This window comes from Vibrio sp. D54 (genome assembly GCF_021728075.1).
Taxonomy (GTDB): domain Bacteria; phylum Pseudomonadota; class Gammaproteobacteria; order Enterobacterales; family Vibrionaceae; genus Vibrio; species Vibrio alginolyticus.
Window position 1 is genome coordinate 100,499 of record NZ_JAKKCS010000009.1, and the last position, 25,841, is coordinate 126,339.

The 25,841-nt window shown below is 43.9% G+C and carries 22 protein-coding genes and 1 tRNA gene; 10 read left to right on the top strand and 13 right to left on the bottom strand.

Annotation, left to right across the window (positions count from 1 at the left end; all coding sequences use genetic code 11):
• Nucleotides 1-37: 37 nt before the first annotated feature.
• Nucleotides 38-1,033: a type I glyceraldehyde-3-phosphate dehydrogenase gene (gene gap, locus L3V37_RS13655; RefSeq protein WP_005380697.1), complete on the bottom strand. Its 996-nt coding sequence runs from the start codon at nucleotides 1,031-1,033 to the stop codon at nucleotides 38-40.
• Nucleotides 1,034-1,370: 337 nt separating this feature from the next.
• Here gap and msrB point away from each other — a divergent pair, with 337 nt between their 5' ends.
• Nucleotides 1,371-1,778, top strand: coding sequence for a peptide-methionine (R)-S-oxide reductase MsrB (gene msrB, locus L3V37_RS13660; protein WP_005380698.1), 408 nt, complete (start codon nucleotides 1,371-1,373; stop codon nucleotides 1,776-1,778).
• Between the two features lie 117 nt (nucleotides 1,779-1,895).
• On the opposite strand, the gene L3V37_RS13665 is transcribed toward msrB, so the two are convergent.
• Nucleotides 1,896-2,717: a DUF2989 domain-containing protein gene (locus L3V37_RS13665; RefSeq protein ID WP_017821139.1), complete on the bottom strand. Its 822-nt coding sequence runs from the start codon at nucleotides 2,715-2,717 to the stop codon at nucleotides 1,896-1,898.
• 101 nt (nucleotides 2,718-2,818) lie between these two features.
• On the opposite strand from L3V37_RS13665, the gene L3V37_RS13670 reads away from it, so the two are divergent.
• A complete protein-coding gene (locus L3V37_RS13670) occupies nucleotides 2,819-3,103 on the top strand; it encodes a YeaC family protein (protein WP_005380700.1) in 285 nt (94 codons plus the stop codon).
• Between the two features lie 95 nt (nucleotides 3,104-3,198).
• Here the strand turns inward: L3V37_RS13670 and ansA are convergent, their stop codons facing one another.
• Together ansA and sppA are read right to left on the bottom strand one after the other, a co-directional pair.
• Nucleotides 3,199-4,212, bottom strand: a complete 1,014-nt coding sequence (gene ansA / locus L3V37_RS13675) for an asparaginase (RefSeq protein ID WP_005384922.1) — start codon at nucleotides 4,210-4,212, stop codon at nucleotides 3,199-3,201.
• Between the two features lie 164 nt (nucleotides 4,213-4,376).
• Nucleotides 4,377-6,227: a signal peptide peptidase SppA gene (gene sppA, locus L3V37_RS13680; protein WP_005380705.1), complete on the bottom strand. Its 1,851-nt coding sequence runs from the start codon at nucleotides 6,225-6,227 to the stop codon at nucleotides 4,377-4,379.
• Nucleotides 6,228-6,451: 224 nt separating this feature from the next.
• Between sppA and L3V37_RS13685 the strand changes: the two genes are divergently transcribed.
• Nucleotides 6,452-8,464, top strand: coding sequence for an NADPH-dependent 2,4-dienoyl-CoA reductase (locus L3V37_RS13685; RefSeq protein WP_237306476.1), 2,013 nt, complete (start codon nucleotides 6,452-6,454; stop codon nucleotides 8,462-8,464).
• Between the two features lie 57 nt (nucleotides 8,465-8,521).
• On the opposite strand, the gene L3V37_RS13690 is transcribed toward L3V37_RS13685, so the two are convergent.
• Nucleotides 8,522-9,838, bottom strand: a complete 1,317-nt coding sequence (locus L3V37_RS13690) for an MFS transporter (RefSeq protein WP_130545932.1) — start codon at nucleotides 9,836-9,838, stop codon at nucleotides 8,522-8,524.
• Nucleotides 9,839-10,011: 173 nt separating this feature from the next.
• On the opposite strand from L3V37_RS13690, the gene L3V37_RS13695 reads away from it, so the two are divergent.
• Both L3V37_RS13695 and L3V37_RS13700 read left to right on the top strand, forming a co-directional pair.
• Nucleotides 10,012-10,560, top strand: a complete 549-nt coding sequence (locus L3V37_RS13695; protein WP_005380711.1) for an NAD(P)H nitroreductase — start codon at nucleotides 10,012-10,014, stop codon at nucleotides 10,558-10,560.
• Nucleotides 10,561-10,663: 103 nt separating this feature from the next.
• Entirely contained in the window at nucleotides 10,664-12,631 is a 1,968-nt protein-coding gene (locus L3V37_RS13700; protein ID WP_130545931.1) for a DNA topoisomerase III, read from the top strand.
• A gap of 44 nt (nucleotides 12,632-12,675) precedes the next feature.
• Here the strand turns inward: L3V37_RS13700 and L3V37_RS13705 are convergent, their stop codons facing one another.
• Together L3V37_RS13705 and L3V37_RS13710 are read right to left on the bottom strand one after the other, a co-directional pair.
• Nucleotides 12,676-12,882 (bottom strand): hypothetical protein, encoded by a 207-nt coding sequence (locus tag L3V37_RS13705; protein ID WP_005380717.1) that lies wholly within the window; start codon nucleotides 12,880-12,882, stop codon nucleotides 12,676-12,678.
• Nucleotides 12,883-13,065: 183 nt separating this feature from the next.
• Complete coding sequence (locus L3V37_RS13710) at nucleotides 13,066-13,755, bottom strand: SDR family oxidoreductase (RefSeq protein WP_017635826.1); 690 nt, start codon at nucleotides 13,753-13,755, stop codon at nucleotides 13,066-13,068.
• Nucleotides 13,756-14,026: 271 nt separating this feature from the next.
• On the opposite strand from L3V37_RS13710, the gene L3V37_RS13715 reads away from it, so the two are divergent.
• Complete coding sequence (locus L3V37_RS13715) at nucleotides 14,027-14,950, top strand: histone deacetylase (protein ID WP_005384909.1); 924 nt, start codon at nucleotides 14,027-14,029, stop codon at nucleotides 14,948-14,950.
• Nucleotides 14,951-15,144: 194 nt separating this feature from the next.
• Here the strand turns inward: L3V37_RS13715 and L3V37_RS13720 are convergent.
• The 3 genes from L3V37_RS13720 to L3V37_RS13730 form a co-directional block, all read right to left on the bottom strand.
• A tRNA-Ser gene (locus L3V37_RS13720) sits at nucleotides 15,145-15,235 on the bottom strand.
• Nucleotides 15,236-15,388: 153 nt separating this feature from the next.
• The gene (locus L3V37_RS13725; RefSeq protein ID WP_005380721.1) at nucleotides 15,389-17,197 is read right to left on the bottom strand and encodes a DUF3413 domain-containing protein; all 1,809 of its coding nucleotides are present in this window, start codon (nucleotides 17,195-17,197) and stop codon (nucleotides 15,389-15,391) included.
• Nucleotides 17,198-17,219: 22 nt separating this feature from the next.
• Nucleotides 17,220-17,447 (bottom strand): YejL family protein, encoded by a 228-nt coding sequence (locus L3V37_RS13730; RefSeq protein WP_098415157.1) that lies wholly within the window; start codon nucleotides 17,445-17,447, stop codon nucleotides 17,220-17,222.
• An 85-nt stretch (nucleotides 17,448-17,532) separates the two neighbouring features.
• On the opposite strand from L3V37_RS13730, the gene yejK reads away from it, so the two are divergent.
• The 3 genes from yejK (at nucleotide 17,533) to L3V37_RS13745 (ending at nucleotide 21,211) form a co-directional block, all read left to right on the top strand.
• Complete coding sequence (yejK, locus tag L3V37_RS13735) at nucleotides 17,533-18,531, top strand: nucleoid-associated protein YejK (protein WP_005380723.1); 999 nt, start codon at nucleotides 17,533-17,535, stop codon at nucleotides 18,529-18,531.
• An 83-nt stretch (nucleotides 18,532-18,614) separates the two neighbouring features.
• Nucleotides 18,615-19,931: an Hpt domain-containing protein gene (locus L3V37_RS13740; protein WP_130545929.1), complete on the top strand. Its 1,317-nt coding sequence runs from the start codon at nucleotides 18,615-18,617 to the stop codon at nucleotides 19,929-19,931.
• Between the two features lie 116 nt (nucleotides 19,932-20,047).
• Nucleotides 20,048-21,211, top strand: a complete 1,164-nt coding sequence (locus L3V37_RS13745; protein WP_130545928.1) for a chemotaxis protein — start codon at nucleotides 20,048-20,050, stop codon at nucleotides 21,209-21,211.
• Nucleotides 21,212-21,287: 76 nt separating this feature from the next.
• Here the strand turns inward: L3V37_RS13745 and tnpA are convergent, their stop codons facing one another.
• Together tnpA and nhaC are read right to left on the bottom strand one after the other, a co-directional pair.
• Nucleotides 21,288-21,722: an IS200/IS605 family transposase gene (gene tnpA / locus L3V37_RS13750; RefSeq protein ID WP_017633711.1), complete on the bottom strand. Its 435-nt coding sequence runs from the start codon at nucleotides 21,720-21,722 to the stop codon at nucleotides 21,288-21,290.
• Nucleotides 21,723-21,915: 193 nt separating this feature from the next.
• Nucleotides 21,916-23,349 carry a Na+/H+ antiporter NhaC gene (gene nhaC, locus L3V37_RS13755; RefSeq protein ID WP_005380726.1) on the bottom strand — a complete coding sequence of 478 codons (1,434 nt, stop codon included), beginning with the start codon at nucleotides 23,347-23,349 and terminating at the stop codon, nucleotides 21,916-21,918.
• Nucleotides 23,350-23,780: 431 nt separating this feature from the next.
• Between nhaC and asd the strand changes: the two genes are divergently transcribed.
• Complete coding sequence (gene asd, locus L3V37_RS13760; RefSeq protein ID WP_237306477.1) at nucleotides 23,781-24,896, top strand: aspartate-semialdehyde dehydrogenase; 1,116 nt, start codon at nucleotides 23,781-23,783, stop codon at nucleotides 24,894-24,896.
• Between the two features lie 57 nt (nucleotides 24,897-24,953).
• Here asd and L3V37_RS13765 read toward each other — a convergent pair whose 3' ends face one another.
• Nucleotides 24,954-25,817: an ion transporter gene (locus L3V37_RS13765; protein ID WP_005380728.1), complete on the bottom strand. Its 864-nt coding sequence runs from the start codon at nucleotides 25,815-25,817 to the stop codon at nucleotides 24,954-24,956.
• Nucleotides 25,818-25,841 lie beyond the last annotated feature (24 nt).

Below are 25,841 nucleotides of genomic sequence, written 5' to 3' on the forward strand. Positions count from 1 at the left end.
CTTTAACGAAGTTATTCGCTAATTGCTAACTTTCTAATTACTTAGAGATGTGAGCGATTAGGTCTAGAACTTTGTTTGAGTAACCGATTTCGTTGTCGTACCAAGATACAACTTTAACGAATTTGTCAGTTAGCGCGATACCAGCTTTAGCATCGAATACTGAAGTGCAAACTTCGCCGATGAAGTCTTGAGATACAACTGCATCTTCAGTGTAGCCTAGAACGCCTTTTAGTTCGCCTTCAGAAGCTTCTTTCATCGCTTTACAGATGTCTTCGTAAGAAGCACCGTTAACTAGGTTAACAGTTAGGTCAACTACAGAAACGTTAGCAGTTGGTACGCGGAAAGCCATACCAGTTAGTTTGCCGTTTACTTCTGGAAGTACAACGCCTACAGCTTTAGCAGCACCAGTTGAAGATGGGATGATGTTTTGAGAAGCACCACGACCACCGCGCCAGTCTTTAGCAGAAGGACCATCTACAGTTTTTTGAGTTGCTGTAGTTGCGTGAACTGTAGTCATAAGACCAGATTCGATACCGAACTTGTCGTTAAGAACTTTAGCGATAGGCGCTAGACAGTTAGTAGTACAAGAAGCGTTAGAAACGATGTCTTGACCAGCGTAAGTGTCGAAGTTTACGCCGTTAACGAACATTGGAGTAGCGTCTTTAGAAGGACCAGTTAGTACAACTTTTTTCGCGCCAGCAGTGATGTGCTTACGTGCAGTCTCGTCAGTTAGGAAAAGACCAGTTGCTTCAGCTACAACGTCAACACCGATTTCGTCCCATTTTAGGTCTTCAGGGTTGCGCTCTGCAGTAACACGTACAGTTTTACCGTTAACGATTAGGTTACCGCCTTCAACTTCAACAGTACCGTTGAAACGGCCGTGAGTTGAGTCATACTTAAGCATGTATGCCATGTAATCTACATCGATAAGGTCGTTAATACCTACTACTTCGATGTCGTTGCGCTCTTGCGCTGCACGGAATACGAAACGACCGATACGGCCAAAACCGTTAATACCTACTTTGATAGTCATTATAGTTGCTCCACAACTTAATTTCTGATTAAAGATAACTGGTAGTAAAATTACAGAATCCAGTAAACATCTGCAAGTGATAATCGGACTTAACTTGTTTAAAGTCAAAAAAAAGCGACGCTTTTTTTAACAATTCTTTGCAAATGTACGTTTTTTAAACTTTTCACTGATTCTTCTGTAGCCCAGTTGGCGTAATATAACTGGTGAGATAAGTGCTCTTATCAAATTAATTACGCATGGTGTCCTGGTGAGAAAGTATGTGCTACAACTGTTAAGAGAAGCAAGTTTTTTGCTAAAAAAGTCAATACCAAGAACAGTAAATAAGGAGCCGAAAGTCGTGGAACAAAGCGGGAAAAAAGTGACGAAGTCAGATGAACAGTGGCGTGAGCAACTGTCTGATGAAGAGTTCCGTGTTTGCCGAGAGCAAGGTACAGAGCCTCCTTTCAGCGGTAAGCTACTGCATAATAAGGAAACTGGTGTTTATGCTTGTACTTGTTGTAATGCCCCTCTCTTTGTCTCTGATAACAAGTATGACTCTGGCTGCGGATGGCCAAGTTTTGATGCGCCTATCAACGATCAAGCGGTGCGCTATTTAGAAGATCTAAGTCACGGAATGGTACGTACAGAGATTCGTTGTGCAACGTGTGATAGCCATCTAGGGCACGTTTTTGAAGATGGCCCACAGACCACAGGAGAGCGTTTTTGTGTTAATTCTGTGTCGTTAATTTTCAACAAATCAGAATAATAACGACAAAATTGTGCTCGAGATTGTTTTATCCTTTCAGGATGATTCATGCTCAACGGTGATCTGAGTGTCGCTCGACTTAAATAAAAACTCCCGCTCATTGCGGGAGTTTTTCGTTTATATCTCACTGGGTATCATTGCTGGGGAATAGATACCTTTCTCTATGGCTTTCGCCACCGATTCGGCTAATTCATCCAACTGCTTATATCGCTCTGGATGACTGAAATTGAACATACGTTGGAGCTGCTTTTCATCAGCAAGCGGTACGTCGAATCTCTTCGCGACCATTGCCCATAGATACGCTTGCTCTTTGTCTCCAAGCCCTTGATGAATACTTGCCATTGACTTGAGAATGACCGGATTGATGTTGTCTTCATCAGATAAAGACAACGCGTTATTAAGAAGCTCCAGGGTTTTCTTGGTATCTCGGTTAGTATAAAAAGTGGCTAATGCATATTGCATCTCAGCATTATTTAATTGGGGAGACCCTTCCATTTGTAAAAATGCGCGCCGAGCTTGAGTATCTCCCGTTTGAGACCATAAGAAATACAAAGTAGCCGGGTCTTCTGAGCCTTTTAACTCGTTTACAATGCGCTCTAGCTCATCAATACTGTGTACCAATGCATTAAAGCGTTGTCTTTTGAGAGCACTTTGATCAATAGGGGTGATCTGGGAGGCGAGTTCTAAGCATTTCCTATATTCAGCGACCAGACCGTATTCGATGATTTGGTTGGCCTCTGATGGGTTTTTCAATTGCTCAAACCGATGCCAAACCAAATTTGTTCTTGGAATTCGACATTGGCCGTCATCCATATTGAGCTGCTCGCAACGTAGCTCTGGTGTTTTTTGGCACAACTCTTCGGTTGTCACGTTACCTTCAAAACAGCCCGATAGCGCAAAACATGCGAGGCTGAGAAGTAACCAGTTTGTTCTTTTCATGGCTTTGCTTGTGATCCGTTACACCAATTCATTTTTGTATTCTTGACTCAGTTTCTTAACCCGTTATGTTCTGTAAATAGAATGTAATAAGAAGGTACACTATGGACGCAGAACAACTATTACAAGCGATGACTCCAGAAGTTTATGATCGCTTAGTCTATGCAGTAGAAACGGGAAGATGGCCTGAGGGTACAACACTTTCTAAAGAGCAGCGAGATTCGTGTATGCAAGCTGTGATGTTGTATCAATCAAAACATAATACTGATGCGCAGCATATGACGGTTGCAGCCGGTGGTGAAATCAGTTTTAAATCAAAACAAGAGCTTAAAAAACAATTCAGCGGAGAAGAGAGCGATATTGTTCGTGTCAATCCGAACATTGATTAATCCTTACGCCTTATTTCTCAAAATTTTATTATTTTGATTTTGAAAGAAAAAAGCCCAAATTGTATTGGGCTTTTTAGATCGTAGAAAGCTTGAACTTACAGGCTCATTTCACCACGCAGTACTTGTTGCATTCTCTCTTTTACTTCTTCGTAAGAAAGGTTTTGGCTTAGAAGGTAGTGTAGTTTTGCCAGCGCCGCTTCGGGCGTCATGTCAAAGCCACTGATAACACCAGAGTCTGCGAGAGCACAACCTGTGGCATATCCGCCCATATTCACTTTACCTGCCAAACACTGAGTTAGGTTTACGACAATAACGCCGCGCTCAGAGGCTTCTTTCAGGTGACCAAGCAGCTCAGGGTTCTGAGGAGCATTACCGACACCAAAAGTCAGAAGAATCATCGCATTCACGGGCTGACGAAGCGTGTTGCGGATAACTTCGTGTGAAATACCAGGGTACATGGTGATCACACCGATTGGTTGTGGCGTGATGTTGTGAACCTTAAACTCGCCTTCTGGTTGTGCACCAACGGTTATGCTGTTGCTAACTTGAATATTGATCCCAGCTTCCAATAGTGGAGGAAGGTTTGGTGAAGTAAAGGCATTAAAACCGTCTGCATGAGATTTTGTGCTGCGGTTACCACGCATCAATTGATTATTGAAGAACAAAGTTACTTCGTTGATCGGGTAGTTTGCCGCAATATGTAGCGCGTTTAATAGGTTTGCTTGGCCGTCAGAACGCAGCTCTGCGAGAGGGATTTGTGAACCCGTTACAATCACTGGCTTACCAAGGTTTTCAAGCATGAAAGACAATGCGGACGCTGTGTACGCCATGGTGTCAGTACCATGTAGGATAACGAAACCATCGTATTTGTCATAGTTGTCACGAATATCATTCGCAATCTGCTGCCAGTCAGCAGGTGTCATATCTGATGAGTCAATCAGAGGGTCGTATTCGTGGATGGTGTAATCCGGCATTTCAGGACGATGGAATTCGGGCATGCTTGCTAATTGCTTTTCCATAAAGCCAGCAACAGGCACATAGCCGTGGTCGGATTTTTGCATTCCGATGGTACCACCGGTGTAAGCGATGTAGATGTGTTTTCTAGTCATCGTTTTTTCTTTCGTGTAGGGGAACAGAGGCGGGGATTATATACCTAAATAACCTTGAGATGCGAGGCTATACGCACAGCATCAGAAAGTCATCTGAGGAGATGCAAAGCCTAATAAAAAGGGCACTTCAAGTAGAAGTGCCCTTTGTAATATTGATGGAAAAACTACTGCACTTGGCAGTTCAAACAAAATGCGTATTGACCTTTAGGATCGTTGAAGCTTTGGAGCAAGCTTGCGTCTTGTTCGAATTGTTGAGCTACGGGTTGAAGACTTTTTGGTAGCAAGCTTGTTGCATCAATACCTAGAGAGACTTTCACCTGTTTCATAAACTCTTGTAGAAATAGTTCAGTAGGTGAAAGAGGCTCTTCTACCCAGTAAATGCCGTAATCGGTTACGTTCGCTAGTTTCGCTGCTAGCTCTACAGCATCATCAAAGTCACCCATTTGATCGACAAGACCAAAGGATAGTGCATCTTGGCCAGTCCAAACTCGACCTTGAGCAACTTTGTCAACTTCCTCTAGAGACATATCGCGATTCTCGCCAACTAGAGAAATAAAGCGCTTGTAACCGTGCTCGATACCTAATTGGAACACTTGAGACGCGCCCTCAGAAAGGCCAGTGGTAATACCGTCACCTGAGAACGGCGATGTGCCAACGCCATCAGTGTTAATACCTAACTTGCTAAAGCCTTTTTCAAACGTGGTGATGACACTAAATATACCAATGGAGCCCGTCAGGGTTGTTGGCTGAGCAACGATTTTGTCTGCGCTCATTGAAATCCAATAACCACCAGAAGCGGCCAAACTCGACATGGATACAACAACCGGCTTACCTGCTTGCTTCAGAGCTTCTACTTCGTTACGAATCACTTCAGAAGCAAAGGCACTGCCTCCTGGACTATCTACTCGTAACACGACCGCTTTCACTTTTTCATCATTGCGTGCTTGACGCAGCAAGCTTGCGACTGTGTCACCACCAACAGTTCCGCGAGGTTGTTGACCGTCCATAATCGCGCCACTGGCTAGAACAACGGCGATGTCGTGCTGAGGTAGTGTGTAATCGGGACGAATCGTTGCAAGGTAGTCGTAGTAACCAATCGCGTTGTAGCTGTCTTTGCCGTCACTACCAAACTGTTTTGCAAATAGAGTGCGAATGTCTTGGCGTGTCGCAAGTTCATCCACTAGCCCCAGTTTGACTGCGAGCTGAGCAATATCGCCATTTACAGACTTCATCTCGTTAATCAGCTCATCCATGGTTGGATTAAGCACTTTCGCATCAATGTTTCGGTTTGTTGTTACGTCATCAACAAAAGCACTCCACAATTGAGTAACCCAGCGTGTTGCTGACTCTTTCGCCGCATCGGACATGTCATCACGAATAAACGGTTCGATAGCGGATTTATAAGTACCTACGCGAAAAACATGAGTGGAAACGTCAAGCTTTTCAAGTAACGTTTTGTAGTACATTGAGTAAGCGCTGTAACCTTTAATCAATACACCACCATCAGGTGCCAGATAAACTTTGTCAGCGTAACTTGCCAAGTAATATTGGCTTTGGTTGTAGAAATCACCTACGGCGTAAACGGGTTTGCCTGACGCTTTAAATTCGTTCAACGCTTTCGCGATGTAACGTAGTTTCGTGAGATTTGTTTCTGGCATGTCTCGCAGTGCTAGCACTAATCCAGACACTTTAGGATCGTCTTTCGCGTAGCGAATAGTATCAACGATATCGAAAAGGACGTTTTCTTTCGGTAACTCATTACCCAAAAGGGAACCAGCAAAAGAGTCCATTGGGTTTACATAACGTCTTTGTTCGACAATTGGGCCTGAAAGGTTCATCACCAATGCCGATTCTTTTTCGACGACAGGTTGACCGTCTCCGGTATAAGTAAAGGCAAAGTAGAAAACGGCAATCATCAGCAAGAAAATTAGGTTTGCCAGTGCGAGTCTGATGAAAGTGATACTTTTCCATATCCCTTTAAATATCAAACCAATAAATTTGAAGAGTTTTTTCATCTTGTCTCCATAACGAGATAGTTACGCCGAGTCTAACAAAGTATGGGTTCTTATCTCTAAGATCTCAAAAGATAACATTTTTTTAGCTTATCACGACCACTCAACAATTGGCATATTTTCACACGAGATTGATCGGTGTTACAAAAATGTAAACGCTTGTTTGATTTTTTGGTTGAGCAGGCTTAATCTGGTCAGACCATGATAATAACAATGGATGTTAAGTGATGTCTGCCATGTACCCAAACCTATTAAAGCCACTGGATCTCGGTTTCACACAATTACGAAACCGAGTTCTGATGGGATCAATGCACACGGGCTTAGAAGAGCACAAAGAAGGATTACAGAAGCTCGCGGCTTTTTATGAAGAACGCGCGAAAGGCGGTGTCGGACTGATTGTAACCGGAGGTTTTTCTCCTAACTTACGCGGTCGTTTACACCCGTTGAGTGCTGAATTCAGCAAGCCAAAACATGCTAAAGCCCATAAAGTTGTGACAGAAGCGGTGCACAAGCACGGTGGTAAAATTGCGTTGCAAATTCTCCATGCTGGGCGTTATGCAATGCATCCATTCTCGCAAAGTGCATCTGGCATTAAAGCGCCGATTGCAAAGTTTGCTCCGAGTGAAATGAGCGACCGCCAGATAAAGAAAACCATCGACGCGTTTGCTAATAGTGCGGAGTTAGCACAGCTTGCTGGTTATGATGGCGTCGAGTTAATGGGCTCGGAAGGTTACTTGATAAACCAATTCTTATGTAAACGTACTAATATGCGTTACGACGAATGGGGTGGCAGCTATAAAAAACGTATGCGTTTTCCGCTAGAAATTGTTAAAGCGGTACGCAAGGCGGTGGGTGACAAGTTCATCATCATCTTCCGTCTTTCTATGCTGGATCTTGTCGAGCAGGGCAGCACTTTTGAAGACGTTATCGAATTGGCGAAAGCACTTGAAGAGGCTGGCGTCACGATTATTAATACGGGTATCGGTTGGCATGAGGCTCGAATTCCGACCATTGCGACTCAAGTACCACGTGGTGCGTTTACATGGGTTACGGAAAAAGTTAAACCTCACGTTTCGGTTCCTATTATCACTTGCAACCGTATAAATACGCCAGATGAAGCAGAACGTATTTTATCTTCAGGTCATGCCGACATGGTTTCGATGGCGCGCCCATTCTTGGCCGATCCTTACTTTGTTGCTAAAGCCGAACAGGAAAAAGCGCAGCTTATTAATACGTGTATTGGTTGTAATCAGGCGTGTCTAGATAACGTGTTTAAAGGTAAGCGCGCCAGTTGCTTAGTGAACCCTCTAGCGTGCTATGAAACCGAAATTGTTGTTGAACCAGCCTTTAAAAAGAAAAACATTGCAGTTGTTGGTGCTGGACCTGCGGGCTTGGCTTGTGCGACCACACTGGCTGAACGTGGCCATAAGGTTGATTTGTTCGAAAAGAACGACCGCATCGGTGGTCAGTTCCGTCTTGCGATGCAGATCCCTGGTAAGGAAGAGTTTCGAGAGACGATACGATATTTCGCTAACCGTATTGATGAAACAGGCGTGAATCTGCACTTATCGACGGAAGCGAACTATGACTTACTCACAGAATACGATGAGATAGTGATGGCATCGGGTGTTGAGCCACGTAAAGTCAATATTGATGGAATTGATAACCCAGAGAAAGTCGTCGACTATCAAACTCTCATTCGAGACAAAACGCCAGTCGGTGAGAAAGTGGCTATCGTTGGTGCTGGTGGCATTGGCGTAGATGTCGCGACCATGCTCACAGAGCCAGTTGGACAAACGTTGGATGACTGGTTGCATGAATGGGGAATCGACAAGGAGATGTCTCAGCCGGGTGGTTTATATCCTTACCCTGATGCGGTCAGCGATAAAGAAGTCTGGGTACTTCAGCGTCGTAAAGGTCGTGTAGGTAAAGGTCCGGGTAAAACGACAGGTTGGATCCATAAACGTACCCTTGAAAAACGGGGCGCACATTTAGTCGGTGGCGTGTCTTACGATAAAATTGATGATCAAGGTTTGCACATTCATGTAGACGGAAGCGCGCAGGTACTTAATGCAGACAAAGTTATCATTTGTGCTGGGCAAGAGTCTGTACGTCCGTTTGAAGATAAATGGTCTGAACTTGGAGAGAAGATTCATATCATTGGCGGAGCTGACCATGCGGGTGAACTTGATGCTGTGCGTGCGATTCGTCAAGGTGTTAAATTAGCGGTAAAACTCTAGCCTTTTAATGTGTTTACCATAAAAGCTGCGCTTTGAGCGCAGCTTTTTTGTATAGAACTAGTCACTGATATCTGGCAGTTGTTTGGCCATTACCACGCCAGCAAAAGTAATAAAAGAGAACACTAACACCACAGCTGAAAGGCTCAAGAAGTTCGACATAACACCAAGAGAGCTCATTAGAAGCAGCATTATCCCAACCACTGTGTTACTCACGGCTACATAGCTCGTCCGTTTGTCACCTTCTGCGATATCAACTAAATAGGTTTTTCGTCCGACTCGTATTCCGTCGTGGGCAATACAAACACAAAAGTAAAGCAGAGGAATCACGAATAGGAAGCTTTGGCTAGCGGTGACCCATGTATCGTAAACAAATAACACAACACCAAGTAGCGCGCTCATCATTGCGCCTATGACCATCACACTGCGGCTAGAGCGATCGGACATTCTTCCCCAGAAAGGACCTGACACAAAGGAAGCTAAGCCACTCGCAAACATAAAGAGAGCTAGCACCCAGAGCTGTCCACCCAGAGATTGCTGTGCCAGCACAACGTAGTACGGTGCACTCAGCGCAGAACATAAAAATAGTGTCCGCGTGATAACGAATCGACGAAAGGTCACGTCTGTCTTAAGTAACGCGAGTTGTTTAAATGCTTCGAGGACGCCATTTCGACCACCGTCTACCTCACCGGCATACTCATTAATTCGCGCATAGACTAATGCCGCGATGAGCCATATGACGCCCGCTAAGCCTAAACTCAGACCGTAAAAGCGCTCTGTCGGCTCTACGTCCCATAACCAGGCTAGTGCCAGAAGGCTAGCGAAAAGCAGCGTAACCAGGCCAGCAGCGCTTGAAGACCAGCCGTTGACTTGACCTCGTTGGTTTTTAGGGATGGTTTTGCCCAATACATCTTTTGATGCGACGGAATTTAAACCGCGTGAGAGGCTGAAGATCACAAGACATGCAATCACACCATAACCCGCAGCTGCTCCTGTTAGAGTTAATGCGACCAATCCGATTGCAAATATGGAAAGAGCCTGCAAGATGCTGCCAATTACCCAGACCCATTTTCTTACTGGAATGCGTCGGATGTAGTGCGCGATGCTAAGTTGTGGGATAAGGGATCCTGACTCACGAATAGGAACCAGCCAACCAATTAGGTAAATCGGAGCCCCGAGACTTTGTAGTATCCACGGCAACGTGACTTTAGGATTGATTAACGCATCGCCGACTTTCGTTAAAAACTGAGCGAGAATGATTTTAAGAAAGTTGCCGGGAACTTGATGACAAGCTGATTCAGGAATCGCCTTACAGGCACGGGCATCTTCGTCATTAACGATCTTTTCGTAAATGCTGTTTTGTTTGTCCTTGTTCATCAACCTGCCTATGTTCAACTTATTCATTTCGCGAATAAATTAACATTAAACCCAGTTTGATGTTAAGTGAAGCACGTTATCAAGCCCACAGAAAACCGGTTGTTATTCGCAGGAGCAGATTGTGCTAAAGTGGCGTAAACAAAATAACAACGATCTTCAATAAGGATTCTTTCATGGACGCTCTCGATCTTTTGCTCAATCGCCGATCTATCGCGAAGTTATCCGCGCCTGCACCAGAAGGTAAAGCTCTTGAGAACATCATTCGTGCTGGCCTTCGTGCGCCTGACCATGCGGGATTAACCCCTTGGCGTTTCGTTATCGCACAGGGCGATGGTTTGAAAAAACTGTCAGATATCTTGGTAAAAGCGGCAGAAGCTGAAAATAGTGATGAAGCGGTGGTCGAAAAGGTAAAGAATGCCCCATTTCGCGCACCAATGGTGATCACGGTGATTGCTAAAGTAACAGAACATGAGAAAGTACCAGCACTAGAGCAACACTTATCTGCGGGATGCGCTGTACAAGCGATGCAAATGGCAGCCGTAGCGCAAGGCTTTCAAGGGTTTTGGCGCTCAGGTAAGTGGATGTTCCATCCAGAAGTTCATCAAGCATTTGGTTTAGAAGGTGACGATGAGATTGTTGGTTTCTTGTACTTAGGCACGCCTGGTTGTACACCGATGAAAGTTCCTGAGCGTGACCTTTCTCAGTTTGTTGAATTTCTATAACTGAAAACTTAAATAAACTGACTGTTTATTTATACAGTTTTTCTTGATTTATTAGGGCTACATTCGTTAATGTGGCCCTAATTATATTTATTTCCAAAACGTTATGTCTCGTCTGTTTATTGCTGAAAAACCAAGCTTAGGCCGTGCGATTGCCGCTGCACTGCCAAACCCTCAAAAGAAAGATCAAGGATTCATCCGCTGTGGGAACGGGGATATCGTTACTTGGTGTATCGGCCATTTGCTCGAACAAGTCGAACCTGACGCTTACGATGAGCGTTATAAAAAGTGGAATATGGCAGATTTACCAATTGTTCCGCAGCAATGGCAGCTCAGACCGAGGAAAAGCGCAAGTAAGCAATTAACAGTGATTCGTAAATTGCTCAAAGAAGCTAACGAAGTCATTCATGCAGGAGACCCAGATCGAGAGGGTCAGCTGTTAGTTGATGAAGTTCTGGACTATTGCAAGTTATCTAAAACCAAGAAGGAATCCACACAGCGTTTGCTGATTTCCGACTTGAACTTACCTGCGGTTAAACGCGCACTCAGTTCTATGCGCAGTAATCGCGAGTTTATCCCACTTTCAGTTTCTGCATTGGCCCGCTCTCGGGCTGATTGGCTGTATGGTATGAACATGTCTCGTGCTTATACCTTGCTTGGTCAAAAAGCAGGGTATCAAGGTGTTCTCTCGGTAGGGCGAGTGCAAACGCCAGTTCTTGGCTTAGTGGTGCGTCGTGATGAAGAAATCGAAAACTTTGTCCCGAAGGACTATTTTACCCTACATGCTCTGATCCCATATCAAGATGCCAATGGTACTTTTGATATTCGTGCTCGTTGGAAGCCAAGTGAGGCATGCAAGCCTTGGCAGGACGAAGAAGGTCGAGTATTAAACCGTAAGTTGGTAGAAAATGTTGCAAACCGTATTGCAAATCAACCCGCAAAAGTGACAGAGTCGGAACAAAAGCAAACCAAGCAATCAGCACTATTACCTTATTCGTTATCTGCTTTACAGATCGATGCCGCGAAGCGCTATGGTATGAGTGCGCAACAAGTACTAGATACTTGTCAGGCATTGTATGAAAAGCACAAGTTGATCACTTACCCGCGTTCAGATTGTCGCTATTTGCCGATGGAACACTACTCACAAGCAGGGACGGTGACAACTGCTATTGCGAATAACGCAAAAGAGTTGCAAGTTGCCGTTCAGGGAGCTGACTTAACATTAAAGTCCAAAGCCTGGAACGATAAAAAGGTGGATGCGCACCATGCGATTATCCCTACACCGAAGCAAGCTAATGTGAATGCGCTTTCCGGCAATGAGATGAAAGTGTATCAATTGATTGCGCGCCAGTACCTCATGCAGTTCTATCCGGCGGCGGTTTACGCAGAAGCGAAATTGGTTTTCGATATCGCTGGTGGTACGTTTGTCGCGAAAGGTCGTCAGTTAGTTTCGCCGGGTTGGAAAGCGCTAATGGGCAAAACTGACAAGGAAGATGAAGGTATTGATGCCGTGCCACCGCTACCCGAAGGCACCGTGTTAACTTGTCGTGAAGGGGAAATAAAAGACCGAAAAACCGAGCCACCAAAGCATTTTACCGAGGCATCGCTGTTGCAAGCGATGACCGGGATCGCCCGTTATGTTGCGGATAAAGAACTGAAAAAAATCCTTCGTGACACTGATGGGCTAGGCACGGAAGCGACTCGCGCTGGTATTTTGGACACGCTGTTCAAACGCCAACTGCTTACGCGTCAAGGTAAGTCAATTCTCAGTTCTCCTGCGGGAAGAGGTCTCATTCATGCCTTGCCAGAAGATTCAACATACCCTGATATGACGGCTCATTGGGAGCACCAGTTACAAGGTATGGCAGAGAGAAATCAAGCATATCAGCCGTTCATGCAAGCACTGGAACAACGCATTGATAGCTTGATGGCACAAGTAAAAGCAGGCCCTATCCCTGATTCATTACGTCATCTACCCAAGGTGGAACGTCCTGCGTTTAAACGTAAAAAGCGCAGTTATTCAAAGAATGGTGGCGCGACTAAATCTCGTGCAACCAAAGGTAAGCAGGCATAGGACAAGCGCGGCGTAATTAAACTCCGCGCATGCTTGAAAATAGATTACTCGAACAGATCACCGTGGTTTTGGATCGCGCCTCTTACTTCACCTTGAGTTAACACGCGTTTGTCCAGTACCTCTTTCACCTGGTTGCCCAAGTCAACTAATGTATCTCGATTCGCTTGAGTTTGGCGTTTACCAGCACTTCTCAAGCAGTAATTTAGTTCGTGCTCTTCGCTAAAATTAACCAAATCCCTATCTGCTGCCATCGTGCTTTCTCCTTATTTGTTCTACTTTTTCCTAAGTCTGGATTGGATGTAGATAAATTCAAGTTAGATTGCGCGAATTATGCTGGTGGATCACTGATGAACATTATGTTTGCCAACCAAGTCACGATTATGAAGCCTGGCTTTGATGGTATTTGGTTTAGTGACGGTTGTGTCTTAATGCTGCTACCAAGGTAACTCAGTACCATCGTAGTTAATAAATCGACCTGAAAGCTGCGGTGTGCTCAGCTCTATCACGTTCGCTAGGCCTTGCGCGGAGGTTTGCGTATCTATCAAAGCATTTGGCCCGCCCATCGCCGTTTTTACCCAACCAGGGTGAAGCGCTAAAACGGTAAATCCTTCAGGTGTTAAATCATTACTTAAGCTTTTCACAACCGAGTTAAGCGCCGCTTTCGATGAGCGATAAATATAACCGCCACCGGACGTATTTTCGGTCATGCTCCCCACTTTTGATGAGATACAAGCAATCTTTTTTATCTTGCCTTGTTGTAAGCGAGGGTAACAGTGCTCAACCAGTTTTAACGGTGCAATGGTGTTTACTTCGAAGGCTTTACGCCATTCTTCTACGTCAGTGTTTCCAAAGCCATATCCCTTGGGGCCGTAATATCCTGCATTATTGATGAGTAAGTCGATGGCAGGGAGTTTATCGGCAAGCTTAGCGACTTGTTCGTAGTGAGTGACATCCAGTTCGTGCAAAACCAGATTACTGAATTGTGAGGCTAGAGTTTGTAGTTCTGAACTGTTCTCTAAGGAACGGCTAGTAGCATGTACTTGGTGGCCTTGCTTCAGGTACAGCTCAGTTAAGCTAAGGCCAATGCCGCGATTTGCTCCGGTAATAAAGACGGTTTGACTCATACAAACACCTATGCTTTTTTGATTTCAGTTGAAAGTCATTGTGTTAGTTAAGCACAATAAAATCAACCAACCACCACGCACCAACAACAAGAGATGAAAATAGGGACAGGGCACAAAGAGAGCCAAACAGTGCGCCGAGAATAGCAAAGAAAGTAGAATTCATATGTATATTAAATTTAATTGATATTGAAAATCATTATCAATTAAATTGCTTTTTATTCAACCCTTTAAGTTGATATTATTTCGTTACCATTGTTATTAAGAATTTCTCATGCTGCCATTTATCTACCACCCGATTTATTCTCAACTTGAGTTGCCAGAGGGGCATCGTTACCCAATTATGAAATACCAGTACCTCTATGAATCGGTATTGGTGCATATGGAGAAAGATAACTGGAAAGAGCACACGCAGTTTTTCCAGCCCGAAGCATTAACTGTTGGGGAAGTAAAACGTGTTCATGACGAGGAATACGTCGAGTTACTTGTTAGTGGAAACATGCCAGCTGCGAAGATGCGCCGAATAGGTTTTCCTTGGAGTGAGTCTCTCATTACCAGAACGCTAACTTCAGCAGCGGGCACGGCTCTGACCGCAAAAAAGGCACTTGAGTACGGAGTGGCCATTCATTTGAGTGGTGGGTATCATCACGCACACAAAGAGTTTGGCAGTGGTTTTTGTTTATTTAATGACTTAGTGATCGCGGCTAGGCAAGCACTCGAAGTTGAGCATGTCGATAAAGTATTGATCATTGATAGTGATGTTCACCATGGGGATGGAACAGCAACTTTATGTGACGATGAGCCAGATATCATCACGCTTTCTTTCCACTGTGATAAAAACTTCCCAGCGAGGAAGCCTCAGTCTGACCTCGATGTGCCTTTGGTGCGAGGAACAGGTGATGAGGACTTTTTAATGGCGTTTAAAGAAGTGGTCGATATGGCACTTAATCTTCATCGCCCTGATTTAGTTATCTACGATGCTGGTGTCGATATACATCAAGACGATGAGCTTGGATATTTTGATGTGTCGACGCAAGGGATTTTAGAACGTGATAGATTTTTAATGCAAACAGTGAAATCTCGAGGTATCCCTGTCGCAGCTGTCGTTGGAGGTGGATATCGAACGAATCATGCTGACCTCGTCCCAATCCATTTGCAGCTTATCAATGCCGCTAAAGAAGTCTTTATTGATGAGTAGATACAACTAGACGTAAATATCAAATTGATTCAACACTGGAACGAACGAAAAGGGCATTAATTTTTTGTGGGTTCTTTCTGAGTGTGGCGGAGTGCTTAGTTGCGTTCGAGAGGTGATAAGTGATTTGTACAAATCTTTTTAAGTCTGGAGATGCGAAAAAGCCCGCTAATTTCTTAGCGGGCTTTTTCTAAAAGTGGCGGAGAGATAGGGATTTGAACCCTAGATACGCTATTAACGTATGCCGGTTTTCAAGACCGGTGCTTTCAACCACTCAGCCATCTCTCCGTTGTTGAGGCGCATAATATAAGGCTTTGAAAATGTTGTAAACCCCTAGTTGAACTGATTGGATGTTTACTGCGCAAATTTGTGGTTTGTGTTGTTGAAATAAACAAAACTCCCCAAAAAGGGGAGTTTGAATAGTATATGGATTGCTAGGTATTAATCGTTTTTAGAATAAAAACGCTGTAACTCAGTTAAACCTTGCATCAAAACTGGCAACTTCGGTGCATCATCTCGAAGTCGTTTGTAGTTTTTGTCATACAGCTTGTAGTTGCCAAACTTATCGATCACTGTGGTTTGTGAGCTAGTAATTAAGGCAAGCTCGCGAGTATCGCCCGCCAAGATCCAGCGACGACGACTTTCATCGAATAGGTTGCGACCACTACTGTAATCATATGGGTTGGAAGATACGCCGAGCATATCTTGCAACAGTGTAACCGAGAGGTCCAAGTGACTTGTGCTGTGATTAAATTCGCCAGCTAGCATTCCAGGCCAATGGATCACCATCGGAACTTGTAATTGATAACGGCTGTAGTTGCTGTTTGCTCCCCAGCTGTTCGTATTGGTTTCGTTAAATTCACTACCGTGATTAGAAGTGATGATTACGATGGTGTTTGTCAGTTGTCCCGTCGTTTCCAGTTCATCAATAATACCGGCGATAGTTCTATCCGCCGACTTCACTGCATATTCATAAGCTTTTTTGAATCGCTCACTTGCAGGCATTTCTTCGTCATTATTTGAAGGAATCGATTCAAAATTATCAACGGTGGTGACTTCGATGTAACTAAACCATGGCTGACTTGCTTTCTCTGCTAACCATGTATTCCAGTTTGCGATAGATTGTTTATCGGTATGAGCTTGCGTGCCATCTAGGTCTTCCGCTAAGTTCAAGTCGCGGAAAATAATTTCTGAGTAGAGATCATCTTCAAACCCACTGCCACTGAATAAACCAAAGTTGTAGCCCTGATCTTTCAGTACATCGAGCAATACTGGGGACGCACCTTGCGCCTTGATGCTTGATGCATAACTAGTCGGTAAGCCATAGAACAAACCAAAGGCCCCGTATGTATCATTACTTGAGCTGTAATGATTACGGAAGTTCTGATTGTTTTCAGCAAACTCATAGAGGTTAGGCATCTCTTCTTGGTTAAGCGCATCCGCTCGTAAATTGTTTATGCTGATCATCAACACATTGAGCTTATTGACTCGACGGTTAAACTCTAGCTTTTCCAGAGGGTAATTGACTAACTCTACGTTGCCTTCATTTTCCGCTAAGCGTTTTAGGTATTCCTCACGGTCAAGTAGACCATGTTTTTCCATAAAGCTCTTCGCCGTCATCGGGTAAGACAAAGGGAAGTTTGAACGCTGGCTAGTAATTGGGTTGTAAAAATACGCATCTGCCCAAATGTAAACCAAATGACTGGTCATAAAGCTGAGGAAAAAGACGGCCGCGAGAGGGCGTCCTACGTGCTTATGAGATAGTTTGCGCTGTTTTCGCCATACCCATTCGGATAGTGCGAGTTGAATAAGGAAGATCAGCGGCATCACAACAAATAAATGTTGTAGGTCAGTGCTGAGCGCACTTTTGTCTTCGCTGAATAGTAACTCCCAGACAACGGGAGTTAAGTGCAAATTGATCGACTGATACGCTTGGGTATCAATTAATAATATGGTTTGCCCAACGGTTGCGAAAATCACTGCCACCAAACGGAACAACTTCCGCGATGGCAGGATAAACGTCAACGGGAATAGAACAAGCAAGTAAAGTGCGAAAACTAGAAAGCCAAAGTGACCAACCCAAGAAACCGCCAGATAAAACTGACCAAGTAACGTCTCGGGCCAAGGAGACTGAACAATGTAGCGTGTGCCTATCAACATCGATGCAACGATATTGAAGAATGCAAACCAGTGACCCCAACCAACTAGTCGAGATACACGTTCGCCGTATGAGTTTCCGCTGTCTACCATGTATGTGTTCTATTGTCCGTGATTAGTGTGTTTTTGGTGTTTCTAAAGAAGACATCAGCGCCTGAGCAAATTTTTCAGCAATCGCTTTGCGTTGTGAAGCAGCAACACGTTGATTTAAGACATTGGTTGCGATATTTCCGGCAATCATTAGCGTCAACTCAGGAGAAGCAGCGTGTTTTTTAAGAACTGTTGCTACTTCAGCAAGAATTTTTTCTACTTGCTCGTCAGTATATTTAGATGTAATCGGCATAAAGACTCTAATAATGATAGTAAAAGCGGCTTATGATAACCTACAATGCCCATCAACTAAAACCTTGTAGCAAGATAAAATCACTATGAGTCTTCATCTTTCAAACGTTATTCTGCATCAACTGTGCAAAAACGATCAGGACGAGCTGGTTGTAAACTTTCGTCCAGCATCATTAGAGAACGATGCATCTACAGAAAACTTAGTCGCTGAGCTTCACCGAGTATTCCATTCTAAAGCTGGTAAAGGTTTTGGCGCTTTCCAGTCAGACAGCGAATTTCAATTTTGGCTTCAAGAAATGCGCAAAGGAGAGCGAGATTTTTACGACTTCTCACAAATTAGTGCAAATCGCTTGAAAGAAGAGTTGATTAAGTACCCATTTGCGGATGAAGGTATCTTGGTTTTCGCTGAGTATCAGAGTTTAGCAACGGACTACTTGTTCATCGGTATCTTACCAATGAATCAGAGTTTAAAAGTGACCGAAGGTTTGGACATCAGTGCGACAGATTACTTAGATATCACCAAAATGGATATTGCCGCACGCATCGACCTGTCGAGCTACGAGACCGACAAGGAATCCAATCGTTATCTGCAATACATTAAAGGACGCGTTGGCCGTAAAGTGGCGGACTTCTTCCTAGATTTTCTGCAAGCGGATATTGGCTTAGATACTAAACAACAAAACTTAGTGTTGATGCAGGCGGTGGATGATTTTTGTGCTGACTCGAAGCTAGAAAAGCAAGAAGTGAACGAGTACAAGAAACAAGTTTACGACTACTGCAATGAGCAAATTAAATCCGGTGATGAAGTTCAAATCTCAGAGCTTTCCGGAGAGCTTCCTCAAAGCCAAGATGGCACGAGCTTTATGGATTTCACCAAAGAGCAAGGGTACGAACTTGAAGAGTCTTTCCCAGGTGATCGTGCGACGGTTCGCAAACTGACTAAATTTGTTGGAGCTGGTGGTGGTTTGAATATTAGCTTCGATAGTCTCTTACTTGGCGAGCGTATTTTTTATGATCCAGAGACGGATACCTTAACGATTAAAGGGACGCCTCCAAATCTAAAAGATCAGTTAAGTCGCAATTAAAATCATATCGTTAAATAAAGAGAGCAAAACGGCTCTCTTTTTTTATGTGAATAAGAAACATCCATAGTATATGCTTGTAATTAATGGAGATATGCGAGGGGCAAGTGTTGCTGAAGCTAAAAGAAGGAATACGGCGTTTTGTTTGGTTCTGGTTCGTTTTGTGGTGTGTTTTAGCACTTGGCATTTGGCTGCAAGCCAAACAAACGATTCAAACGATTTCGACTGTAAATGAGTTAGGAAGTAAAGTTGAAGAAGTCAGGCACTTTTTTAACTTCGATCTGCCTTACCGTGTTAAACACGTCGACCAAATTTCACTGAAACTTCAGTTGGCTTATGCAGTTCGCTTACAGCTTGAAAGTGAGTTTTCTGAAGGGAAAATCACACCAGACATCACTCAATTGCTCTACACGACCGACCGATTTTTAGAAAGTGCTCGAGCTTTTGTAAGAAGTGACAGTGAATTGGTTTCGTTAGCAGAACAGTTACGAAGCAGCCGTGCTCGAACAGAAAACTCTGATCAAATTCAGGCAATGTACTATCGCTTAGGTGCGCTTGTTTTTGAGTCTGTCTTTAGTGACTCTGCAACGAATAGCGATACTTACCGTGACTTAGACCGACTTTTTATTGAATCAGAGACGCTATCTCCCGAAGAGAGAAGCGCTCTTCAGCGCCAGCTTGCTCAAACCTCAAGCGCACTATCTGCTCAGGCACAGGGCAGTTATTTATCCAACCACCTGCTTAATCCAGATTTCCCGAACCAGTTAACTTCGATAAATGATCAGTTGGAACAGAAGCTAATGACTTTTATTGTTTGGCTGTCTGTAATCAGTGGTTTGCTCCTTTTCCTCATTTCATGGGGAGCCTTCTCCCCAAAAATGATTCAACCGATACCACTACCCAGAACCGATGATAAAAAGTCAGAGCAAGTTGGCGATGATGAAAATGGAGCTAACGCTGTTCCCTCAGCTCAGTCAGAAAATTTTCAAAACGTCCAAATGAACGAAGAAAGTTGTAATGAGGTGAATTCATCACAAGTGGAAGTGGTGGAACGTGAGCCGTACATAGATATCAATAAAATGTTAGATTCTCTGTCTGGTGACGAGGGCGCTGTGCGGATGTTACTGGAGGTCTTTATTCAGGACCACTCTGGCGATGGTACTAAAATGTATCAGCTGTTAGAAGAGGATAAAGAGCAAGCGCAAAGAGCCGCACACAGTCTTAAAGGGGTCTCAGGGAGTTTAGGTGCAATGCCATTGCACTGTATTTCGGGTGATATTGAATTGTTGATTAAACAAGGGCAAAAAGTGCCGGAAGAGAAGTTGGCATGTTTAGATGATATCCTAAAACAAACCATACTTTTTGCTAATAACGTTCTCAATAGTGAAAAGATAACAGAATAGCTAACAGATTGATATTACTCTGACTTAATGTCATGAGAATTGAGGTAGTAAAGGCCCGAACTATATGACTTAGTTCGCTTTATTCCTGTTCTATACAATTTGTTAAAGGTGCTTTTATGTCCGTTCGCCGAATGTCTTCAATAATGTTGATAGGGCTGGTTATGATACTTTCAGGGTGCTCCCTGCTCGAAGTCAAGATCGAGAGTCAAACCGTCCCTCTTACCAAACAAGAGCTCAATATGCGTCTTTTGACTCGTGAGTATGCGCAGCAGTTTTTTGCTCAGGTTGAGCAAGCAGCAGATGCACTACACGAACAATATGAGCCTCATGATAAAGTGCATCAATCTTATATTTTACTTTGGAAGATAAATGCTGAAGAAGGCATCCAAGCTTCTGCATACCAAGTGTCCCCAATGGCTGCACTGATTGATACATGGACTTTCACGTTACAAATGGAACAGTTTTTTACTACCGCTTCTGGTAATGAGCTCTTTGCGTCTGATGAGGCCAAGTTAGTTTCCGTTTATTTAGCGAAAGAGGTAGATAAACTGGCTCAATCTTTATTGAAGAAAGAAGCATACATCAAGACACAAACGTTTGTTGCAGAGTTCGCCAAGCAGCATCCCTTCGCTGATTTAAGCATGATTAGGACTCCGGCTTACCGTAGGTGGTTAGATGCAAACCAAATTAGCGAAGAGGAAGCCGTTACAACGCTAGGCACGATGCCAGAAGCACTTGGGGATGTCTCTGATCGTCTAAGTCTGGTATCAGAACAGACACCAAAAATTATGACGTGGAAAGCGCAGTTGTTGGCCTTGAATAGCTCTGCCAGTATCGAAAAAGTCAATGCGGCGCTCAATAGTTTGCAAGTTACCGCTGATTCGATGAGGGATTTTATCGATAACAACCCAGAGTACATGCGTTATTTGGCAGAACAAATGGCGCTGGAGTTACAACCTTTGGTTGACGATATCGATCAAAGGACGGAGGCGCGTTTATCTCAGTTGGGTGAAGAACGCCAAGCTATAGAGCTGATGGTTGCCAGAGAGCGCCAAGAAATCGCACAGATCATTACCCATGAGCGCGAGAAGTTTGCTCAAGATATGGATCGAGTGTCGCAAGAGGTTGTGAATCTCGCAATGACTAAACTGATTGAACTTGTCAAAAGTACCATCATCTACTTTATTCTGTTCATTGCCGTTATATTCTTTGCACCGCTTGGCTTGGGCTATTGGTTTGGGAAGCGTGCAGCCGTGAAAACGCCAGTCAAACAAAGCTAACGATTTGTTTTGGAAATAAATTACCACCTTCTAAAGAAGGTGGCTTTGTGTGAGCCCCCTAAAAGGGGGCCTTTGTTTAGTCCAGCGCCAATTGCTGCTGCTCTACTCGCTCTTGCTTCTCTTGATGTCTTACATATCGGCGTATTATTTCTTCATTGATTCCAACACTATCGACAAAATAGCCTCTTTGCCAAAAGTGATTACCCCAAAGCCTGTTCTTCCTAAGGTGAGGAAACTTGCTAAATAGCTTTAAGGCTATTTTGCCTTTCAATACCCCCATCAACTTGGATATCGAAAGCTTTGGTGGGACCTTTACAACTAAATGTACGTGGTCAACTTGTACGTTTAGCTCTACGACTTCACATCCAAGTTGATTACAGTAAACATAAATACATCGATAAACTTCTTTACCTATATTGTTCTTCAAGATCCTAAATCGATACTTTGGCGTCCACACTATATGGTATTGACAACGCCAAAATACGTGGGAAGCTTGATTGTATCTACTCATGTTATTTGTCCTCTTTGACTTCTGGAAAAATCAAAGACGCATTTAGCATGAGTAGTTTTACAGGCAAAGCCGAAACGGATGATAACCACCTACTGAAGTAGGTGGTTTAGGGCTGAAAATAAAAAAAGAGCGCTTTAAAGCGCTCTTTTTTAGTATTGAATTCGGAAGGGAGGTTCTTCCTATCTCTACGAAGTTAAGCGGTTTGCTGCTTTAATTCGCCTTCAGCTTCTTCGACTGCTTCTGCTGTTGGTTCGCACTTATCAACAAACCAACCCATGTAAGAAGTGAAGATCGTTACGATGATACATACAAAACTCAGCCACATGAACGGGGCATAAGACAGTGTAGCAACACCCAAAATACTGGCCATGTAGATACCGTTGTCACTCCAAGGGACCATACCTGAGGTTAGCGTGCCGCCAAATTCTGCGTTACGAGACAAATTCTTACGTTTGTAGCCTAGACGGTCATAGTTCTTCGCACAGATTTTTGGGGTCAGAATAAGTGAAACGTACATCGCTGAACCAAATACGTTGCCCATAAAGGCCGTACCAATTGTGCTTGTTGCCAATGAACCTGCACTTTGAACGCGTTTTTCAAACAGCTTCGCGATAGTCTCTAGCACGCCTACTTTATCTAGTAGACCGCCAAAACCAAGGCCGAATACGATAACCGCTACCGACCCAAGCATTGAAGACATGCCGCCACGGTTAAGGATTGAGTCAATGAAATCTACGCCAGATGAGATTGCAAACGGAGCCCAAGCCGTGTTGAACGCGGTTAGGAAATCGACATCTTGGATCATCACTGCCCAAATAATACCTAGCAGAGAACCAAAACTGATCACTGGGAATGAAGGCATACGCATCGCTAGAAGTGACAATACGATGATCACAGGAACAAATGAGTAAGGGGTGATGTAGAACTGCTGTTCCATCGCTTTAATGACAGAGTCTACCTGGCTCATGTCAACTTGACCTGCGTAGTGGAAGCCAAATGCAGTAAACATAATGCCTGTAATAATGTAGCTAATGAGTGCTATCGGCAACATGCCTTTAATATGTTCCATCACTTCAACGTTAGACATAGATGAAGCAAGGATTACTGAATCCGATAGAGGCGACATTTTGTCACCAAAGTAACAGCCTGAAAGTACGGCACCTGCAGTGATTGGCGCAGGAACACCAAGACCTTGACCGATACCCATCATTGCAATACCTGCCGTGCCAGCCGCACCCCAAGATGTGCCAGTCGCTAGCGCAGTCAATGAACAGATGATCATGGTCGCGAGCAAAAAGATGGAAGGGTGGATTGCTTTAAGGCCGTAGTAAATAATGGTTGGAACAATACCACCAGAGATCCAAGTACCTACAAGCGCGCCAACGGCCAAAAGGATTAAAACGGCTCCAAGTCCATTGGAAATGCCATTTAGTGCTGCTTTTTCCAGATCTTTATACTGATGGCCAAGCTTTATGCCCAATATCATGACAATGAACCAACCGATGTATAGCGCTAGCTGAATCGGTAGGTCTAGCTTGGCTGTGAACGAAAATGCCAGCAGGAGAAATAAACCGAGCGAGATAAATACCTGTATCAAGCTTGGTAGGCGTGGTGTAACTTGCTTCATATGTGCCTCTGTCAATCTTGGAGCAATAGAGGAAGGCGCTCCTTGTTGTAATCGCGCATAACATACATTAACAAAAATTATATTTCGAACATTTGGTGTTTTATCTTGATGTTCGTCGGTAAAAACGTTTGCTTGTGAAATTAACTGTTAGTTTGTTTTAACTTTTTTGGTTTTAAATGTTGTGTAATGTGAAATTATTGTGCTTCATGTGTTATTTTCTCATTGAGTGGTAAGACCAATTAGGGGGCTAAAGTGCTTTCCCTACTTGAAAAATGGTTAAAACCGCAAACCAAACACTAAAAAATCTCGTGTAACCCGGTTTTTCAGAGGAAAAGGTTAAAAAACGCGCTTATTTACAAAATAGGGGTTGAGATTTTGCTGTGAAAAATTAACTATGGGGTAGGTTTTTTAATACATGGAGAGTTAATACGATGAGAGTTGGTTTAGTTGGTTGGCGCGGTATGGTTGGTTCAGTCCTTATGCAGCGTATGGTTGAAGAGAAAGACTTCGACCTAATCGAACCAGTATTCTACAGTACTTCTCAAGTTGGTATTCCTGCTCCTAACTTAGGAAAAGACGCAGGCTTACTGCAAGACGCGTATGATATTGAAAGCTTAAAACAGCTTGATGCGGTAATCACCTGTCAAGGTGGTAGCTACACAGAAAAAGTTTTCCCTGCACTTCGTCAGGCTGGTTGGAAAGGCTACTGGATTGACGCGGCCTCTACGCTACGTATGGCTGAAGATTCGATCATCACACTTGATCCAGTGAACTTAAAGCAAATCCAACAAGGCATCTACGGTGGCACGAACACATTTGTCGGTGGTAACTGTACGGTTAGTTTAATGCTAATGGGGCTAGGTGGTCTATTTGAGAAAGGCCTTGTTGAGTGGACAAGCGCAATGACTTACCAAGCCGCATCTGGTGCTGGTGCGCAAAATATGCGTGAATTGATCTCGCAAATGGGCGTTATCAATGACTCTGTGAGCTCTGAACTTGCAAACCCATCAAGCTCTATCCTAGATATTGATAAGAAAGTTGCGGATACAATGCGCAGCGGCTCTTTCCCTACCGATAAGTTCGGTGTGCCACTAGCTGGTTCGTTGATCCCATGGATCGATGTGAAGCGCGATAATGGTCAGAGTAAAGAAGAGTGGAAAGCGGGCGCTGAGGCGAATAAAATTTTGGGTTCTCAAAGTTCATCTGTTCCAATTGACGGTACTTGTGTGCGTATTGGCGCGATGCGTTGTCACTCTCAAGCACTTACTATCAAGCTTAAACAAAATGTACCAATGGACGAAATCGAAGAAATCATCGCCACTCATAACGATTGGGTGAAAGTGATTCCTAACGACCGTGACATCACTGCTCAAGAGCTAACACCGGCAAAAGTTACGGGCACAATGTCTGTACCAGTGGGTCGTCTACGTAAGATGGCAATGGGTGATGATTTCCTAAATGCTTTCACTGTTGGTGACCAACTGCTTTGGGGTGCTGCGGAGCCATTGCGTCGTACTCTGCGAATTATTCTGTCTGAGAAAGCATAATCACATCAATCCTTTATTTGATGACAAAATAAAAGAGCTCCTTAGGGAGCTCTTTTTTCATGCGTCGTCTTCCGTTCGAACGACTCTTTTGTCTGGATCGGCTAGTTCACTACCACAATGTTTACAGTAAATTGCGTCAGAGTCGTGCCCTGCGTGGGAGCAGTTTGGGCATTTCACCAATACTTTGTGCGATTGCATCTCTTGGTGCAGTTCGGCAGTGAAAATACCTGTAGGTACCGCCAAAATGGAATAACCCAGTAACATGGTGAGTGATGCAAGCCCTTTACCTAGGTCTGTTTGAGGGACCAAGTCACCATACCCAACCGTTGTGATGGTCACGATCGCCCAATAAATACTCTTAGGAATGCTAGTAAATCCGTTTTCAGGTCCTTCAATGATAAAAATCAACGAGCCGAAAATCGTTACCATAATGGCGACGGAACTAAAGAAGATAAAAATCTTTCTGCGCGCCATAAGCAGTGAACGTAAGAGGATATTGGACTCTTGGAGGTATCGGACTAACTTGAGTATGCGGAATATTCGCATCACTCGCAGCGCCCTGATCACACCCATAAACGAAGCGGATGGGAAGAAGAGTGCTAAATAAGTGGGCAAAATCGCAAGTAAATCGACGACACCATAAAAACTCTTTGCGTAGGCGGCAGGTTTAGGAGAGCAATAAAGCCTTAGAAGGTATTCAATCGTGAATAGGCCAGTAAATGTGTATTCAATAAACTTCAGCTCTTTTTCCCACTCGGCCCGAACGGAGGGTATCGAATCTAACACCAGTACGATTAACGAGCTGATGATCGCGATAATGAGAGCAATATCGAACGTTTTACCAGCTTTGGTATGAGTACCAAAAATGGTGACATATAGAGTATGTTTAAGAGAGTCAGTCGTCATGACAAAGCGATCCATTGTTGAATCGCTCTATCATACAAT